Source organism: Stenotrophomonas maltophilia group sp. Smal12 (genome assembly GCF_037079935.1).
GTDB classification, from domain to species: Bacteria; Pseudomonadota; Gammaproteobacteria; order Xanthomonadales; family Xanthomonadaceae; genus Stenotrophomonas; species Stenotrophomonas sepilia.
The window spans coordinates 1-16,587 of record NZ_JBAWUK010000030.1; the positions used below are offsets into that span (position 1 = coordinate 1).

A 16,587-nucleotide genomic window follows, 5' to 3' on the forward strand; every position below is an offset into this window, starting at 1 on the left:
GTGCCGTTTTTTATAATTGATGTCTAGTGGCCGGGCCCCACCAAAAACGCCCTACGCCCGGGGTTTTTTTAAAGGCGGGGGGGGGCGCGCACATCGGGGGTGTTTGGGGGGTGTTTTGGGGGGGGCCCGCCGCGCCGCCGGCACTACCGAAAGACGGCGGCTTTGCCGGCCAGCGGCCGGCACTACCCGCGCCGTCGCAGCAGCTTCCACGCGCCCCAGCCGCCGGCGGCGAGCGCGGCCAGATAGCACGCCGCCATCGTGCGCAGGCCGACCAGCGGCCCCGCGTTGACGCCGCGATGCAGCCGCAGGTGCAGCGAGCTGTGGCCGCTGCCCAGGTCCATCGCCAGCTGCAGCGCCAGCGCGGCGCAGAACACCAGCAGGGCGACCCCGAACCCCGTGCGCGGCCACGTGGCCTGCGCGTTGGGGCGGCGCAGCACCCAGGCCAATGCCGTGGCTGCGGCCAGCGTCACCGCGATCCACATCAGCGCGGTGGCGGGAGACGTAGCGGCCACCGGCATTGCACCAGTGGCCGCGATCAGGGCAACGCGCTTACTTGCGGGTGCCGTCGAGCCAGTTCGGGCCCTTGTTGGTAAGGAAGAACACATAGACCACCAACGATACCGCGATCGTGGCGGTCACGTAGATGGCGAACCAATCGACGTGGCCGGTCTTCAGCGCGCCCTGGTACAGCAGCGGGGCGGTGCCGCCGAACAGCGAGTTGGCCAGCGCATAGCCCAGGCCCACGCCCAGTGCACGCACGTGGGTGGGGAACAGCTCGGCCTTCACCACCGCGTTGATCGAGGTGTAGCCGGTGAGGATGACGAATGCCAGCGCCAGGGTCAGGAAGGCCAGGGTGGCGTCATGCTGGTGCGGCAGCTGGGTGATCAGGTACCAGCTGTACAGCACGCCGCCGACGCCGAAGAACACCAGCAGGGTCTTGCGGCCAATGATGTCCGACAGCCAGCCGCCGACCGGTTGCAGCACCATCAGGAAGGCCAGCACGCCCAGGTTGATCAGGGTGCCGGTCATCGGGTCGTTGCCGGCGAAGGCGCTCTGGATCATCTTCGGGCCGTTCACCGAGTAGGTGTAGAAGGCCACGGTGCCGCCAGCGGTGATCAGGAAGCACAGCAGCAGCGGCCGCCACTGGTGCACGAACAACTCGTACATCGAACCGGACTTCTTTGCCTTGCCCTCGCGCGCGGCCTCGATCGACGACTCCGACAGCGACTCGTCCATGCCCCGGCGCAGCCAGAACACCACCACCGCGGCGATGCCACCGATGCCGAAGGCGATGCGCCAGCCCCACTCGGAGATCTCCGGCTTGCCCCAGAAGGTCAGCATCAGCAGCAGGGTCAGCTGGGCCAGCACGTGGCCGCCGACCAGGGTGACGTAGTGGAACGAGGACAGGAAGCCGCGACGGCCCGGAATGGCGGCCTCGGACATGTAAGTGGCGCTGGCACCATACTCGCCGCCAGTGGCGAAGCCCTGCAGCAGGCGCGCGAACAACAGGATCACGGCGGCCCAGATGCCGATGCTGGCGGCGGTGGGGGTGATGGCGATGAGGAACGAGCACAGCGCCATCAACGTGACCGAGACGGTCAGCGCCAGGCGGCGGCCGTGGCGGTCGGCGAAGCGGCCGAAGAACCAGGCGCCGATCGGGCGCATCAGGAAGGTCGCCGCGAAGATCGCCCACACGTACAGGGTGGAGTTCTTGTCGTCCGGCGAGAAGAACTGCGATTCGAAGTACACGGCGAACACCGAGTACACGTAGACGTCATACCACTCCACCAGGTTGCCGGCGGAGCCTTTGAGGGTGTTGGAGATCGACCGCCGCAAGGCGGCACGGTCGTTCGCGGGGACAACAGGTCGGGACGTGGTGCTCATCTGGGTGGAAATCCTCGATGCGGCGCGTCCGTGCGCAGGGAAAACGGCGTCCGGCCTTGGGGCGGCGCGGCCGGGCAGCCCTCTTGGTACTGCATCGGCCGTCAACACGGGGTAGCAGACCAGAGCAGGGTGCATGGATGGATGACAGCGTGCCACCGTATGGGGTCCCGGACCATACTCAAAACGTCCTAGAATTCGCCTTCCCCCGGCTCCCTGGTGTGTCATGTCGGCTCCCCCCTCTTCGTCTGCGGCTGCCCCCCGGGGTGGCCTTGTCGCGCTGGCACTGCTGCTGGTCTACGTGGTCTGGGGCTCGACCTATCTGGGCATCGCCAAGGCCCTGCACGGCGGCGCACTGCCGCTGACGATGGTCTCCGGCAGCCGCTTCATCATTGCCGGCGGCCTGATGTTCCTGGCCTTGCGCCTGTTCTGGAAGCTGCCGAACCCGACGCTGCGGCAGTGGCGCAACCTGGTCATCATGGGCGTGACCATGCTGGTGCTGGGCAACGGCATGGTGGTGCTGGCCGAGCGCGAGGTGTCCTCGGGCCTGGCCGCCACGGCGGTGGCCTCGGTGCCGCTGTGGATGGCGCTGTTCTCGGCGCTGCGCGGGCAACATGCCAGCCGTGGTGAGTGGCTGGGCATCGCCATCGGCTTCCTCGGCGTGGTCTGGCTCAACGCCGGCAGCAGCCTGACCGGCTCGCCGACCGGGCTGGTGCTGCTGCTGATCGCGCCGATCGGCTGGGCGTTCGGTTCTGTGTGGGCACGCGGCCTGGACCTGCCGGGTCCGTTCATGACCGCGGCCGGGCAGATGATCTGCGGCGGCGTGCTGCTGGTGCTGATCGGCCTGGCGGTGGGCGAGCGCCCGACCACGCTGCCCGATACCGGTGGCCTGCTGGCAATGGCCTATCTGTGCGTGTTCGGCTCCATCGTCGCGTTCACTGCCTACGTGTGGCTGCTGCAGAACGTGCGCCCGGCGCTCGCGGGCAGCTACGCGTATGTCAATCCGGTGATCGCGGTGCTGCTGGGCGCGCTGCTCAACGGTGAGCGCTTCGGTTGGCGCGACCTGCTGGCGATGGCGGTGATTCTTCTGGGTGTGGTGGTGCTGACAATGGCAAGGACGAGAAAGAAGTGAGCATGGACGAGAAGGAACAACGCCGGGGCCTGCTGGTCACCGCATCCACCTTCGTGATCTGGGGCCTGGTGCCGGTCTATTGGCACCTGCTCAACGAGGTGCCCTCGTTCCAGATCATCGCCCACCGCATCATCTGGAGCACGGTGCTGGTGCTGGGCTGGCTGTTGATCAGTGCGCGCCTGGGCTGGTGGCGGAAGATCGCCGCGCAGCCGCGCGCGCTGCCGATCCTGCTGGTGTCGAGCCTGACCATCGCCTTCAACTGGGGCCTGTACATCTGGGCGGTCAACGCCGGTCATGTCATCGAGACCAGCCTGGGCTACTTCATCAACCCGCTGGTGAACGTGCTGCTGGGCGTGCTGGTGCTGAAGGAACGGCTGCGCCGGCTGCAGTGGGTAGCGGTGGCAATGGCGGCGGTGGGCGTGGCCTGGCTGACCATCGATGCAGGTACGCCACCGTGGATCGCGCTGGGCCTGGCCTGTTCGTTCGGCCTGTATGGCCTGCTGCGCAAGCTGGTCTCGGTCGACCCGGTGGCCGGCCTCGGCGTGGAGAGCATGTACCTGTTCCTGCCGGCGCTGGCGTTTGCGATCTGGGCCGAGAACGGCCACGGCGGTGCGTTCTTCCATGGTTGGGGCTGGCGCAACGACCTGCTGCTGATCTTCGGCGGCGCGGTCACCGCCGTACCGCTGATCGGCTTCGCCTATGGCGTGAAGCGCATTCCGCTGTCGCTGGTCGGCATCCTGCAGTACATCGCGCCGAGCCTGCAGCTGCTGCTGGGTGTGTTCTTCTTCCATGAGGCATTCGACACTGCCAAGGCGATCGGGTTTGCAGCGATCTGGGCTGGCCTGGTGCTGTTCGTCGGCGACAACATCCGCACGATGCGCGCCAAGCGCTAGCGCCGGCGGGGATCCGACCCCGCTTCCACGAAAAAAAGAACGGCGCCCCGAGGGGCGCCGTTCTGCTTCCATCCACGGCCAGGAGAGAGGGATGGCCGTGGCGGGAACGCGGTTGCAGGCTTAGAAGCGCTGCTGGTACTTCATGTACATGAAGCGGCCGATGTCGAAGCCACCGTAGTAGGTGAAGCTGCTGTTCGGCTGGCTGTACATGATCGGGCCCTGGTGGTTGAACACGTTGTTCACGCCCAGCGACACGGTGCCATCCCACGGCAGGCTGTAGCGCACCTGCAGGTCGTGGAAGGTGTTGGAGCCCACCTTGTTGGTCGGCGAGGCGCTGGTGTACGACGAGTTGAAGCCCGGCATGTTGCACTCGTCCATGTACGAGCACTTCTCCTTCATGCTGGAGTAGTAGCGCGCGGTCCAGCCGATGCCGAGGTCGCCATACTGCCAATCCAGGTTGAAGGTGGAGCGCACGCGGAAGTCGCCCGCCCAACCGGTACGCTGTTCCACCGGGGTGGTGGCGGCGCTGTCGTTGCGCTGCTCCAGATAATCGGTGTAGGTGGTGTTCCAGTTGACGGCGAACTTGCCGAACGCGGTTTCCGGCAGGCGGTAACGCACGTTGATGTCATAGCCGGCAGTTTCGCGGTAGCCCGCGTTGACCAGCGAGCGGTCCAGCGAGTTGACCTGGCCGTTGCTGCCACGGGTGAAGCGGCCACAGGCAGCATCCGAACCCTGCACGTAGCACTGTTCCAGGATGTTGGTGGCCGACTCACCGACGATGGCGTTGTCGATGCGGATCTTCCACCAGTCCAGGCTGACGTCCAGGCCCTGCACGAAGTCCGGGCTGTAGACCAGGCCCACGGTCCAGGTCTTGGCGGTTTCCGGCTTCAGGTCCGGGTTGGAACCCGAGCTGAAATCGGTGGTGGCCTGCTGGCCGGGCTTGGTGGCCACGCTGCCATCGCTGTTGAGCTGGCGGAAGTTGGCCGGCACCTTCAGCGCCTGGCAACGGGCAGCGACGGCCGGGCTGCTGGCGGCGGTGCCGAAGGAGGTATCGCACGGGTCGGTGAACGAGTCGCGACTGCTGACGGTGCCGCCATACAGGTCATCCACGGTCGGCGCACGGAAGCCGGTGCCGTAGGTGGCGCGCACCAGCAGGCTGTCGATCGGCTTCCACTTCAGGCCGAACTTGCTGTTGGTGGTGGAACCGAAGTTGTTGTAGTCCGAGTAGCGACCGGCCACGTCCAGCGACAGTTCGCGGGCGAACGGCAGGTCGGCCAGCAACGGCACCTGCAGTTCCAGGTAGGCCTCGTTGAGCGAGTAGTTGCCGCGGGTCGGCTGGCCGCTGGTGCCGGCGATCTCGCCCTTCTGCACCTTCATGTCCGGCGTGTAGCTGGCCTCCTCGCTGCGGTGCTCGAAGCCCATCGCGGCCAGGATGTCGCCGGCCGGCAGGGTGAACAGCGAACCGGAGATGTTGCCGCTGGCGACCTTGGTGGTGCTCTGCATCTTGTCGACGAAGCGGGTGAACAGGTAGTCCTGCACGTCCTGGTTGCTCAGCGAGCCCGGGCCGGTGTAACCCATCGGGGCAGCCGGGTTCCACGGCACGCAGCCGGCGATCACCGCGCCCGGCGCACCGCAACGGGCCACGTTGCCGTCCATGAAGGACGGGCCGACGGCCAGGTTGACGTGCGGCTGGTACATGCTGCCGGTACCGATGCGCTCGCCTTCGTTGCGGTTGTACATGTAGTTGATGTTCCAGTCCCAGTACCGCGAACCGGTTTCGAAGCTGCCTTCCAGGCCGATGCTGGCGCGCTTGGTTTCCAGGTTGTTCTCGGTGCCGCGCGGCAGTTCCTCGGTGCGGTGCGCGAACAGCGCATCCTGGCCCCACAGGTTGAACGCGCTGTCCTTGGACAGGGCGGCACGGCTGCCATTGCGGGCCTGCGCGGCGCTGACCGAGTACGGGTAGCCGGCCAGGTGCTTGGTCGACTCGCGCTTGCTGTACAGCGCGTCGGCGACGATGCGCAGGTTGTCGGTGATCGAGAAGCCACCGTTGGCGAACACCGAGGTGCGCTCCAGGCCGGTCAGCAGGCTCATGTTCGACTTGGTGTTGGCACCATCGGCCGGGTCCGGCGCATGGAAGTTGCCGGCCTTGCTCGGGTCGCCGCCCGGACCCACGGTCAGGTTCTTGCCACCGACGGTGACGTAGCCCCACGGCGTGTTGCCGTTGAGGCCATCGTTCGGGTGGCGCGGGCCGTTGGTGTAACGGCTGAACTCGCGGTCCTTGCCCAGCACCTCGTCTTCCTTGGTGCGCTCGGCGCCCACGCTGAACCAGCCGCGCTCGAAGGTCTTGCCGAAAGTTGTACTGTATGCGCGCTTCTGGCCGTCACCCTGGCCGTACTGGCCGACATAGACGCTGGCTTCGCCACCATCGAAATTCTTGCGGGTGATGATGTTGACCACACCGGCGATGGCATCGGAGCCGTACAGCGCGGAGGCGCCGTCGGTCAGCACTTCCACGCGCTCGACGATGGACGACGGGATCGAGGCCAGGTCGGAGTAGCCGCCGGCGCTGACGCCCATGCGGCGGCCGTCGATCAGCACCAGGCTGCGTTCCGGGCCAAGGTTGCGCAGGCTGACGTACATGCCGCCGAAATCGCGCGAAGAAGTCAGCGACGAGGCGCGGCTCATGCTCGGCGCCCCGGCGGCAGGAATGTCCTGCAGGATGTCGGCGACGTTGACGTAACCCTTCTTCTCGATCTCGGCGCGGTTGAGCGCGACCACCGGCTGTGCGGTTTCGACACTGGCCTGGCGGATGCGCGAGCCGGTGATTTCGATGCGGTCGAGGTTGGTCGGGGTATCGCCGGCGCTCTGTGCGAAGGCGGGGGTGGTGCAGCTGGCGGCCAGCGCGATGACGATCGCGTTGCGCAGCGGATTGGTTTTCAGGGACATCCGTGAAATCTCGTGTTTCAGTAAAAACATGCGCCCGTTCTATGGGCGCGTGGGGTGCTGCAAACCAACGTGGGGGGCGCGATTCTAGAATGTTTCCATTCGTACCTGTTTGTCTCGACGCCGCTGGAAGTGCGCGAAGATGAATCGCAACCAACAATCCACAGATGCACTGTGCGCAGCGTCACGCGCACTGCGTTTGCGATGAGTAGAGGCATCGATAGCGGCACAGAACCGCCACGCTTGAGCGGTTGCGGCAACACGCCGCAGTGCGCACTTGTACGCAGGTGCCTATCCGTTGCGATGCATCCACCCGCATGAAATGCTCTTCGCGCTGTCATCGAAAACAAGAGGCGAAGGAATGATCCAGCTCGACGAAGCACGCCGTCGCGTGCAGGCTGCACTTGCCAGCGACGATGAGCCGGTTGCCATCACGCACGAGCATGAGATGGTCGAAGGCTGGCTGTTCTGCTTCCAGTCGCTGCGCTACCTGCAATCTGGTGAGATCTCGGACGCGCTGGCCGGCAATGGCCCGATCTTCGTCGACAGGCATACGGGTGAGCAGCACGCGCTGGGCACGGCGTACGCGCCGGAGGAGGCTGTTCGCCGGCATTTGGCCCTGCGGCACCCACCATCCGATGTTGCGGCGATGGATGCCTGAGTTCAGCAACGAAAAAGGGACGGAGCCTTCGCTCCGTCCCCCTGCGTGATGCGCAGTCCACCGCTGCATGATGCTCAGGTTTCGCGCAGCGCCGTAGTGATCGGCAAACGCGCCGCGCGCAGCGCCGGGAACAGGCCGCCGACCAGGCCGATGCCCAGTGCCCATTTCAGGCCGGTCCACAGCAGTTCCGGTGATACGTGGAACTTGAACACCACCGCGCTGAAGTTGCTGCCGATGGTGGACACGCTGTAGCCATTGAACAGCAGCCATGCAACCGCACAGCCGAGCAGGCCACCGAGCAGCGCCAACAGCATCGTTTCCAGCATCACCGCCGTCACCACCGGCAGGCCGCGGAAGCCGATCGCACGCATGGTGGCGATTTCGCGGGCGCGCGTGGCCACGGCCGCATACATGGTGTTGAGCGCGCCGAACACCGCACCGACCGCCATGATCGTGCCGATCACCTTGCCCAGGATGTCGATCAGCTTGGTCAGCCCGCCGCCCTGCTTGCTGTAGTAGACGCGGGTGGTTTCCACGTCCAGCTTCAGGCGTGGGTCGGCAGCGACGGCCGCCTTGAACTGATCGAAGCCGGCCTTGCCATCGGTACGCACGCTGATCGACTGCCAGGCACTGCGCTGGTAGGTGGTGGCCAGCGTATCGGCGTCGGTCCACAGTTCCGAATCATGCGCATCGCCAGTGGCGAACACGCCGACCACGGTCCAGGTCTGGTTGCCCAGCGACAGCGTCCTGCCGACCTCCATGTCGCGGAACTGGCCCTTGGCGCCCTGGCCGACCACGATCTCGCGCAGCCCGGTGGCGAACTTGCGGCCCTCAACGATCCTGACCTTGTCATGCACCGCCCACGCCTGCGGGCCGACGCCGCGGAACTGCGCGTTGACGTCGGTGCCGTCGGACTTCGATACCAGGTTGACCACCTGCGACAGTTCCGGTGACAGCAACGGCCGGCCCTGCGCATCGCGGCTGATGCCGGGCAGGGTGGACAGCATCGGTACCTGCTCGCGGGTGATCACCGAGTTGGTCTCGGCCTGCGAGCCACCGCGCAGCACGATGGCAGTGGTGTCATCACCGGTGTTGTTGAGCGTGGCCTGGAAGCCTTCGCCCATCGCCAGCATCGCCACCAGCACGCCGACCACGCCGGCAATGCCGACCACGATCACCGAGGACGCGCCCCAGCGTTGAGGCAGGCTGGCCACGCCGATGCGGGTGGCGGCCAACGCCAGCCGTCCACCGCGGGTCAGCAGCAGCCACAGCGTTACCAGCACGGCCACGGCCAGAACGCCAAACCACGGCAGCCCGATCCACAACACCAGGCCGATCGCAAGCAGCAGCACGGTTACGCCGTTGCCCAGCCACTTCTTGAGCTTGTTCATCTGCAATCCTCCTCAGCGGCCGGCCAGTGCATCGACGATCTTCAGGCGCTTGGCACGCAGCGCGGGCAGCAGCCCGACGATGATGCCGATCACTACGATCAGGCCCAACCCCATCAGCCAGGTTGGCGTCGGCACGTGCGGCGGCAGCATGCCCATGCTCTTCGGGCCGATCGCCGGCAGGATCAGGGCGGCCAGGCCCATGCCGATCAGGCCGCCCAGGCCGATCAGCAGCACCGACTCCACCATCACCAGGGTCAGCACGGTGCTGTCCTTGAAGCCCAGCGTTTTCAGCGTGGCCAGCTCCGGCACGCGCTCTCGCACGGCCTGCGCCATGGTGTTGCCGGTCAACAGCAGCAGGGTGAAGAACACCGCGCCCATGATCGAGGTGACGATCATGCCGATATCCGCGAACTGCTTGACGAAGGCCTGCTGGAACGCCGATTCGGTCTGGGTCTTGGTCTCGTGGTCGGAGTTCGCCGAGATCGCATCGATCGCCTGTGCCACCCGCGAAGAGTGGTCCGGGTTGTCCAGCGTCACCGTGTACCAGCTCACCTGGTTCTTGATGTAGTCGTTGGATTCGTCGAAGTACTTCCAGTTCATCATCAGCTGGCGTTCTTCATTGGCGGCCAGCGCGCGGTCCTTGGAGCGGTAGATGCCCTTGAGCACCAGTGGCCAGTCATTGCTGCCGCCACGCGGGAAGATCGTCGCCTGCAGCGGGATGGTATCGCCGATCTTCCAGCCGAATTGCTTGGCCAGGGTTTCGCCGACGATGGCGCCAGTGCGGGTCTGCTTCCAGTCCTCCAGTTGTGCCGGATCGATCTGCAGCTCGCGGTAGACATCGAAGTAGTTGGGTGACACCGAGAAGTTCGGGAAGAAGTTCTTCGGGTCCTGGTAGATGCCACCAAACCACATGCCATAAGCCACGTCACGGACGCCGGTCACCTGGCGCACCTGTGCTTCCAGCCGGATCGGCAGCGACTGGGTGATCGACAGCCGCGAGGCCACGATCAGCCGGTTGGCACCTTCCACGCTGCCACCCGACGAGAACGCCACCCGCACCGAATCGAGCATGCCGAACAGCAGGAACGCGGCCACCACCGACAGCAGGGTCAGCAGGGTGCGGGTACGGCTGCGGAACAGCTGTGCCCACACCAACGAGAAGTATTTCATCGCTGTGGCCTCCGTCAGTGGGCCAGCGGCGCGTCGGCCAGCTCGCCCTTGTCCAGGTGCACCGTGTGCGTGGCGTACTCGGCGGCCTTCGGGTCATGGGTGACCATGATGATGGTCTTGCCGTGCTCGCGGTTGAGCTGCTGCAGCAGGCCGAGGATCTCCTCGGCCGATTGGCGGTCGAGGTCGCCGGTCGGTTCGTCGCAGATCAGGAAGGTCGGGTCGGAGACGATCGCGCGGGCGATCGCCACGCGCTGCTGCTGGCCGCCTGACAGTTCATTCGGGCGGTGGCTGCGGCGGTCGGCCAGGCCGACCAGGGTGAGCGCGATCTCGGCATTGCGGCGGCGCTGCGCCGCGCTGAGGTGGGTCAGCAGCAGCGGCAGTTCCACGTTCTTCTGCGCGGTCAGCATCGGCATCAGGTTGTAGAACTGGAACACGAAGCCGACATGGTGGCTGCGCCAGGTCGACAGCTGGCCGCCACTCATCTGGTCGATGCGCTCGCCCTCGATGCTGATCTCGCCGCCAGTGGGGCTGTCCAGGCCGCCGATCAGGTTGAGCAGGGTGGTCTTGCCCGAACCGGACGGGCCCATCAGCGCAACGAAGTCGCCGCTGGCGATGTCCAGGTCGATGCCGTGCAGCACCTGCACTTTCTCGGGGCCACGCTGGTAGGTCTTGGTGATGTTGCGCAGTGAAACCAGGGTCGACATGGGTGGTTCTCCACGGGAAGCGGGAAACGGGGAAGCGCACCTGCGGTGGCCGCAGGCGTGCGTCGAGCGATGCTGCCGGCCGCGCCCACGGGCGCCAGGCCGTTACTGCGCTTGTTTCTGTTGCACCTTGGCGCCATCGCGCAGCGTGTCGGGTGGGTTCACCACCACCGGCTCACCTGCGCTCACGCCCTTGAGGATCTGGCGGTCCTTGCCCATCGCCTGGCCGGCCTCGACCGTGCGCTGCTGAACGCGGTTCCCGTCACCCAGCACGAAGGCCACCGAGGCACCGTCGCGCTGGACCACGGCGCCGCCCGGCACGCGCACGCCCTGCGGCTTGGCGGCCGCCTGCGGCTGCGCCTGTTCCAGGAAGCTGACCCGCACGCCCATCTCCGGCACGATGCGCGGGTCTTTCACCTTCAGCGCCACGCGCACCTTCACCGTGGCCTTGCCGCGGTCGGCGGTGGGGATGATGGCGATCACCTCGCCGGGAATCTTCCATTCCGGGTAGGCGTTGAGCGTGGCTTCCACCGGCATCTTCGGCTGCACGCGGCCGATGAAGGCCTCGCCGACCTCCACTTCGATCTCCAGCGAGTCCATGTCCACGATGGTGCCGATGCCGGTACGGGTGAAGCCACCACCCGCCGACAGCGGCGAAACGATCTCGCCGGGCTGCGCCGCCTTGGCGGTGACCACGCCGGAGAACGGCGCGCGCACGATGTTGTTGTCCACGCCCAGATCGGCGATGGCCAGCTGATCGTTGGCAACCTTGACGTTGCGCTGCGCGGTATCCAGCTGCGCACGCAGGCTGTCGCGCTGGGCCACGGCCTGGTCGTACTGCGAGCGCGAGACCAGCTGCTGGCCAACCAGCGCCTGCAGGCGGCTGGCTTCGGCGGCGGCCTGCCTCTGCTGCGCCTCCAGCCCGGCGACCTGGCTACGTGCGGCCTGCAGCTGCGAGGCGTACAGGCTGCGCTGCGCGTCGGCATCGATCGGGTCGAGCGTGGCCATCACCTGGCCAGCCTCGACCCGCATGCCTTCTTCGATCATCACCTCGCGCACCTTGCCGGTGATCTTGGCCGATACCGTGGCCATGCGCCGGGCGACCACGTAGCCACTGGCGTCGAGCACCGAGCTGCTGGCGCTGCCCTGCTGGATGGCCACGGCGGGAGCGGTTTCCACCTCTACGGCCGGTGCGCGGCCGAACAGGTAGGCCACGGCCGCGGCGACCAGCAGCACGACCACGATGATCGCGATCCACAACCCGCGGCGGCCACCGCCATTGCCTCCGGCGGCCGGCGGCGGCGACTTGCGGTCGATACGGAGTTCCTTCAACAGCTCGGCAGAAGCGTTCATTCGTTCCATCACATGCGTTCGGGCGGGTGTGGCCGGAAGCGCGGACGACGGCGGTTCCGGCGGTGGAGCGTGCGGCACAGCATGAAGGCAGGCACAGCGAAGACGGCAGTGACAGCTGTCATCCGATGACACTGACGGCGGCAACTGCGAAATGTGACCACGGCGGCACAGGATGGCAACGTTCCCGCTACCGGTACTGCCCATGGATCCGATCGCCCCATTGCCGGCCCGCCGCAGCGGCGCCGCCAAGCGTACCGTGATCTGCGCTCGGCTGCGCCGGTGCCGCCCAGCCGACGGTGGCGCCTGCGCGCAGGCGGCTGAACTGGCATGATCGGCGGCGATCGTCCCCGCCTGGAACCGCCCGTGCCGTCCATCTGGCTTGCCTCGCTGCTGCGCCCCGCGCCCGACTCGGCGGTGGCCGAGACGCTGCGCCGGGGAAAGTCCCCCTGGGGCGAGGCAATCCACCTGCTGTGGTCAGTGTGGATCTTCCTGACGCCCTTGCTTGGCCATGGCTTCACCCTGCGCTGGCTGCTGTTGACGCTGGCCAGCTATCCGGTGCTCCTGCTGCTGTACGCCAAGGTGATGGTGGCGCCGCGCCATCACGCCCCGCGCTATGCCCTGGGCCTGATCGCGATGTCGCTGGTGCTGCTGCCCTGGTACCCGTCCGGGCTGACCTACTTCGTGTTCGGCTGCGTGCTGCTGCGGGTGAGCGGTCGCGGCGGCTGGTGGCAGTATCTGCTGCAGCTCACTGGTCTGAACCTCCTGTTCTGCAGCCTCGCCCTGCTGTTCCAGTACCCGTGGCAGAGCCTGGTCTGGATCCCCGCCGTGTCCTATATCGTCGGCCTGGTCGTGAACGTGGAGGCACTCAACCAGCAGAAGGATGCGGCACTGCAGCTTTCGCAGGACGAGGTGCGGCGGCTCGCAGCCACCGCCGAGCGCGAACGCATCGGCCGCGACCTGCACGACCTGCTCGGCCACACCCTGTCGCTGATCACGTTGAAGCTGGAACTGGCGCGCAAGCTGCACGACCGCGGTGATGCACGCGCGCGACAGGAGATCGGCGAGGCCGAGGCCATCGCCCGCGAGGCGCTGGCGCAGGTCCGAAGTGCGGTCACCGGTATCCGCGCCAGCGACCTGGCCGGCGAGCTGGCATCGGCGCGGCTGCTGCTGGAATGCCAGCAGGTCCACCTTCAGTACGTACCGCCACCGGCGATGCCGGTGGATGTCGAACGCGGGCTGGCGCTGGTGCTGCGCGAGGCCGCGACCAATATCGTGCGCCATGCACAGGCGACGCAGGCACGGGTGGAGTTCATGCTGGAGGGACGCATGCTGGCGATGCAGATCCGCGACGATGGTCGTGGCGACGTGCAGGCCGAGGGCAATGGGTTGTGCGGCATGCGCGAACGCGTGGCCGCCCTGGGTGGAAGCCTGCAGGTGCAGTCCGCAAAGGGCGAGGGCACGGTGTTGATCGTGCGCGTGCCACTGGCCGCTGCGACCACACCGCTGCCGCCAGGCGTGCCGCCGTCGCTGGTGCAGGACGGTGCCGCATGATCCGCATCCTGCTGGCCGAAGACCAGGCGATGGTACGCGGCGCACTGTCGGCGCTGCTGGGCCTGGAAGCGGATATCGAAGTGCTGGGCAGCGCCGCCGACGGCGAAACCGCGTGGCGCATGCTGCAGCAGCTGCAGCCGGACATCCTGGTGACCGACATCGAGATGCCGGGCCTGTCCGGGTTGGAGCTTGCACAGCGCATCGCGCGTCACGAGCTGCCGATCAAGGTGGTGATCGTGACCACCTTCGCCCGCGCAGGTTTCCTGCGCCGCGCGCTGGAAGCCGGCGTGCTGGGCTACCTGCTGAAGGACGCACCGGCTGAGAACCTGGCCGAGGCACTGCGCAAGGTCAAGCAGGGCATCCGTGCGATCGACCCGCAGCTGGCACTGGATGCGTGGTCGCAGGCCGACCCGCTGACCGACCGCGAGCGCCGCGTGCTGCGGCTGGCGGGCGAGGGCCGTACCGCCAGCGAGATCGCCGAGCAGTTGGGGCTGTCGCACGGCACGGTGCGCAACTATCTGTCCGAGTGCATCGGCAAGCTGGGCGTAGCCAATCGCATTGAGGCGTACCGGCTGGCGCGGCAGAAAGGGTGGCTGTAGGGGCGGCCTGCCTTTCCTGGTGATGTCGTTTCCGCGACCGCGGGTGGGTGTCACTTTCTTTGCTCGTGCACCACGCTGCAGGAGCAGCGTGGAACGGCGTAGCCGGCCCGTAGGGTGGCGCACATGGATGTGGGCCATCAAGAAAGTAACCAAAGAAACGCTCCGCCGGCCGCGAGCCGGCGTGCGTCGCACGCCGGTGCCCTGCGCTCCTCGGTCCGTCGAGGGACGGCGCGGGAACTCGCTGCGCTCAAACACCGGCGCCTCTTCGCCCTCGCCGGACCTGCGGTGCTCGGCTCGCTCAAGGCGGACTGGAAGGTCAAGATCAACGGCAACAGCATCCACGCATGGCGTGGATCTACTGGGTGCAGCTGTCGCTCTTGATGTTGGGTCCGCCTTGAGCGAGCCGAGCATCGCAGGGGAATCAGGGGCGAAGAGGCGCCGGTGTTTGAGCGTAGCGAGTTCGGCGCCGTCCCCTGATTCACCGAGAAGCACAGGGCACCGGTGCGCAGCACCGGCTCGCGCTCTGGCGGCGCGTTTCTTTTGGTTACTTTTCTTTTCGCGCGAAAAGAAAAGTGACACCCCCCCGCGGTCGCGGAAACAATCCGCCGGGAACGCCCGGCGAATCCTTTCAATCCTTCCCGCGCGCCATCGCCTGGAACACCCCGTCCCGCCGCACCCACAGGTGGAACAACGCCGCACCCACATGCATCAGCACCGTGGCGAACAACACATAGGCCAGCAGGCTGTGCGCATTGCGCAGCGCGGCATACAGCGCCGGGGTGTGCGGAACGATCGATGGCAGGTGGAATCCACCCCACAGCACGATCGGGTATCCGCCGGCCGACAGCATCGCCCAGCCGATCAACGGCATCGCCAGCATCAGCGCGTACAGCACCCAGTGCGAGGCCTTGGCCGCTACCCCCTGCCAGACCGGCAGGTCGGCAGGCAGCGCCGGTGGGCGATGGCGCAGCCGGTTGTACAGGCGCAGCAGCGCCAGCAACAGGATCGCGATGCCCAGCGGGCGGTGCAGGTCGATCAGCGCGGGACGCAGGTGCAGCGAGGCGACCATGGTCACGCCGATGAACAGCATGGCGACGATCATCAGCGCCATGGACCAGTGCAGCACCCGCGCCAGCAGGTTGAAGTGGCCGTTGCCGGTGCTCATCGTGCGGCCTCCTTCGGTTGTTCGACATTGCCGGCGGCGCGCTCGCGTTCACGGCGGTTGAAGGACTGCGAGTACACCGCCGAGCGGGCCGCCAGGATCGGATCATTACTGCCGCGCACCCCACTGGGCAGGATCAGCGGATCGAAGTTGATCTGGCCGCAGGCGCCTTCTTCCTGCGACTGCATGCGGTCCAGGCTGAGTACGCCCGCCACTACCTGGTCACGCGACTCGGGCCACGGTACCGACGGATCATCGATGGCATCGCCGGGCTCGGCGGTGGTCACGACCAGGTTCCAGCGTACCGGGCCGCGGGCCAGGCGCTGCTGCAGTTCCTGGCTGAGGAAATCGACGCTGGCCTGCTTGCGCGCTTCCGCATCCATCTCCACCACCGGCGCCAGCGGCTGCCAGTGCCAGCGCACCGCACGCTTCTGGCCCTGCGCATTGGTGAACCAGAAACTGTTGACGCTGTTGAAAGTGGTGTCGGCCCAGCTGCTGGTCCATGGCGCTGTCTTCGCCCACTGCTGGAACGCCTGCGCACTGGGGTATTTCGCCAGCACTGCCGCCATCTTCTGCGGGTCCGGCTTGCCGGTGGCCGGGTCGGGAATCGAGGCGCGCGTCTGCTCGTAGAACGCCTCGGCCGTGGGTACCGCGAAGAACGGGAAGCTGTTCATCGCCATGCGCCATTCCTGGCCATCATCGCTGACCATCTGCACCGCCAGGCTGCGCACGCGTGCGGTGTTGTCGGCGCCGTAGGGGTCGCCGCCACCGATCGACAGGCGGCCCATTACCGGCACACGCGTCTGCGAGAACACCCGGGCACTGGACAGGGTAGGGGCCTGCGCGCTGGGTTCGAACCAGCCGCTTACGCAGACGCCCTTGCTGTGTGCACGGCGGAAGCCCGGATGGGCCGGGCCGGTGGCCTCGATGGTGTCGGTGAAGCGCTGCGCGGTGAGGCGGTCGCCCATCCAGCCGGCCAGCCAGGCGAAGGCCAGCGCCACGGTACCCAGGATGAGCGCGATCAGCGCGATCCAGAGCAGGGGGGAATGCTTGCGCGGTGCGCCAGGCGTCTGGCCGGCACGGGTGTAGCCGAAGAGCGACATGGTCGGAGTCCTGCCTTCACGGAGCGTGTGGGTGGTCGACCCACACA

General features: G+C 66.8%; 15 protein-coding genes. 6 read left to right on the forward strand and 9 right to left on the reverse strand.

Translation table 11 applies throughout. The annotated features are described in order from the left end of the window. Positions 1-182 precede the first annotated feature (182 nt). Positions 183-518: a hypothetical protein gene (locus WDC87_RS13685; RefSeq protein ID WP_227836902.1), complete on the reverse strand. Its 336-nt coding sequence runs from the start codon at positions 516-518 to the stop codon at positions 183-185. 31 nt (positions 519-549) lie between these two features. Further along, positions 550-1,884: an MFS transporter gene (locus WDC87_RS13690; RefSeq protein WP_252745528.1), complete on the reverse strand. Its 1,335-nt coding sequence runs from the start codon at positions 1,882-1,884 to the stop codon at positions 550-552. Between the two features lie 223 nt (positions 1,885-2,107). Between WDC87_RS13690 and yedA the strand changes: the two genes are divergently transcribed. Continuing rightward, a complete protein-coding gene (yedA, locus tag WDC87_RS13695; RefSeq protein ID WP_005420582.1) occupies positions 2,108-3,013 on the forward strand; it encodes a drug/metabolite exporter YedA in 906 nt (301 codons plus the stop codon). After that, positions 3,010-3,906 carry an EamA family transporter RarD gene (gene rarD, locus WDC87_RS13700; RefSeq protein ID WP_065178981.1) on the forward strand — a complete coding sequence of 299 codons (897 nt, stop codon included), beginning with the start codon at positions 3,010-3,012 and terminating at the stop codon, positions 3,904-3,906. The genes yedA and rarD overlap by 4 nt, the downstream gene beginning before the upstream one ends. A 120-nt stretch (positions 3,907-4,026) precedes the next feature. On the opposite strand, the gene WDC87_RS13705 is transcribed toward rarD, so the two are convergent. After that, complete coding sequence (locus WDC87_RS13705) at positions 4,027-6,852, reverse strand: TonB-dependent receptor (RefSeq protein WP_088497251.1); 2,826 nt, start codon at positions 6,850-6,852, stop codon at positions 4,027-4,029. A gap of 358 nt (positions 6,853-7,210) precedes the next feature. On the opposite strand from WDC87_RS13705, the gene WDC87_RS13710 reads away from it, so the two are divergent. Continuing rightward, positions 7,211-7,510: a YrhB domain-containing protein gene (locus WDC87_RS13710; RefSeq protein WP_005420578.1), complete on the forward strand. Its 300-nt coding sequence runs from the start codon at positions 7,211-7,213 to the stop codon at positions 7,508-7,510. A 74-nt stretch (positions 7,511-7,584) separates the two neighbouring features. Here the strand turns inward: WDC87_RS13710 and WDC87_RS13715 are convergent, their stop codons facing one another. From WDC87_RS13715 to WDC87_RS13730, 4 genes are all read right to left on the reverse strand, one after another. Continuing rightward, the gene (locus WDC87_RS13715) at positions 7,585-8,901 is read right to left on the reverse strand and encodes an ABC transporter permease (protein WP_088497250.1); all 1,317 of its coding nucleotides are present in this window, start codon (positions 8,899-8,901) and stop codon (positions 7,585-7,587) included. Positions 8,902-8,913: 12 nt separating this feature from the next. Then, positions 8,914-10,071 carry an ABC transporter permease gene (locus tag WDC87_RS13720; RefSeq protein ID WP_111201145.1) on the reverse strand — a complete coding sequence of 386 codons (1,158 nt, stop codon included), beginning with the start codon at positions 10,069-10,071 and terminating at the stop codon, positions 8,914-8,916. Between the two features lie 14 nt (positions 10,072-10,085). Further along, a complete protein-coding gene (locus tag WDC87_RS13725; protein WP_252745527.1) occupies positions 10,086-10,775 on the reverse strand; it encodes an ABC transporter ATP-binding protein in 690 nt (229 codons plus the stop codon). 102 nt (positions 10,776-10,877) lie between these two features. Next, complete coding sequence (locus tag WDC87_RS13730) at positions 10,878-12,125, reverse strand: efflux RND transporter periplasmic adaptor subunit (RefSeq protein WP_252745526.1); 1,248 nt, start codon at positions 12,123-12,125, stop codon at positions 10,878-10,880. Positions 12,126-12,327: 202 nt separating this feature from the next. Between WDC87_RS13730 and WDC87_RS13735 the strand changes: the two genes are divergently transcribed. Genes WDC87_RS13735 through WDC87_RS13745 form a run of 3 tightly spaced genes read left to right on the forward strand, consistent with a single transcriptional unit; the run spans position 12,328 to position 14,275 of the window. Beyond that, positions 12,328-12,456: a hypothetical protein gene (locus WDC87_RS13735; protein WP_258012601.1), complete on the forward strand. Its 129-nt coding sequence runs from the start codon at positions 12,328-12,330 to the stop codon at positions 12,454-12,456. Beyond that, a complete protein-coding gene (locus WDC87_RS13740; protein ID WP_252745525.1) occupies positions 12,453-13,676 on the forward strand; it encodes a sensor histidine kinase in 1,224 nt (407 codons plus the stop codon). Before WDC87_RS13735 ends, WDC87_RS13740 begins: the two co-directional genes overlap by 4 nt. Beyond that, a complete protein-coding gene (locus WDC87_RS13745; protein ID WP_005420563.1) occupies positions 13,673-14,275 on the forward strand; it encodes a response regulator transcription factor in 603 nt (200 codons plus the stop codon). Before WDC87_RS13740 ends, WDC87_RS13745 begins: the two co-directional genes overlap by 4 nt. A gap of 628 nt (positions 14,276-14,903) precedes the next feature. Here WDC87_RS13745 and WDC87_RS13750 read toward each other — a convergent pair. Further along, positions 14,904-15,440, reverse strand: coding sequence for a cytochrome b (locus tag WDC87_RS13750; protein WP_072168719.1), 537 nt, complete (start codon positions 15,438-15,440; stop codon positions 14,904-14,906). After that, positions 15,437-16,540, reverse strand: a complete 1,104-nt coding sequence (locus WDC87_RS13755) for a catalase family peroxidase (protein ID WP_252745524.1) — start codon at positions 16,538-16,540, stop codon at positions 15,437-15,439. Before WDC87_RS13755 ends, WDC87_RS13750 begins: the two co-directional genes overlap by 4 nt. Between the last annotated feature and the right edge of the window lie 47 nt (positions 16,541-16,587).

Excerpts from the sequence above, each read along its gene's own strand:
- WDC87_RS13720 (WP_111201145.1), bottom strand. The coding sequence starts at position 10,071 with ATGAAATACTTCTCGTTGGTGTGGGCACAGCTGTTCCGCAGCCGTACC.
- WDC87_RS13750 (WP_072168719.1), bottom strand. The coding sequence starts at position 15,440 with ATGAGCACCGGCAACGGCCACTTCAACCTGCTGGCGCGGGTGCTGCAC.
- WDC87_RS13690 (WP_252745528.1), bottom strand. The coding sequence starts at position 1,884 with ATGAGCACCACGTCCCGACCTGTTGTCCCCGCGAACGACCGTGCCGCC.
- WDC87_RS13740 (WP_252745525.1), top strand. The coding sequence starts at position 12,453 with ATGATCGGCGGCGATCGTCCCCGCCTGGAACCGCCCGTGCCGTCCATC.
- WDC87_RS13705 (WP_088497251.1), bottom strand. The coding sequence starts at position 6,852 with ATGTCCCTGAAAACCAATCCGCTGCGCAACGCGATCGTCATCGCGCTG.
- WDC87_RS13745 (WP_005420563.1), top strand. The coding sequence starts at position 13,673 with ATGATCCGCATCCTGCTGGCCGAAGACCAGGCGATGGTACGCGGCGCA.
- yedA (WP_005420582.1), top strand. The coding sequence starts at position 2,108 with ATGTCGGCTCCCCCCTCTTCGTCTGCGGCTGCCCCCCGGGGTGGCCTT.
- WDC87_RS13755 (WP_252745524.1), bottom strand. The coding sequence starts at position 16,540 with ATGTCGCTCTTCGGCTACACCCGTGCCGGCCAGACGCCTGGCGCACCG.
- WDC87_RS13715 (WP_088497250.1), bottom strand. The coding sequence starts at position 8,901 with ATGAACAAGCTCAAGAAGTGGCTGGGCAACGGCGTAACCGTGCTGCTG.
- WDC87_RS13685 (WP_227836902.1), bottom strand. The coding sequence starts at position 518 with ATGCCGGTGGCCGCTACGTCTCCCGCCACCGCGCTGATGTGGATCGCG.
- WDC87_RS13725 (WP_252745527.1), bottom strand. The coding sequence starts at position 10,775 with ATGTCGACCCTGGTTTCACTGCGCAACATCACCAAGACCTACCAGCGT.
- WDC87_RS13730 (WP_252745526.1), bottom strand. The coding sequence starts at position 12,125 with ATGAACGCTTCTGCCGAGCTGTTGAAGGAACTCCGTATCGACCGCAAG.
- WDC87_RS13710 (WP_005420578.1), top strand. The coding sequence starts at position 7,211 with ATGATCCAGCTCGACGAAGCACGCCGTCGCGTGCAGGCTGCACTTGCC.
- WDC87_RS13735 (WP_258012601.1), top strand. The coding sequence starts at position 12,328 with ATGGATCCGATCGCCCCATTGCCGGCCCGCCGCAGCGGCGCCGCCAAG.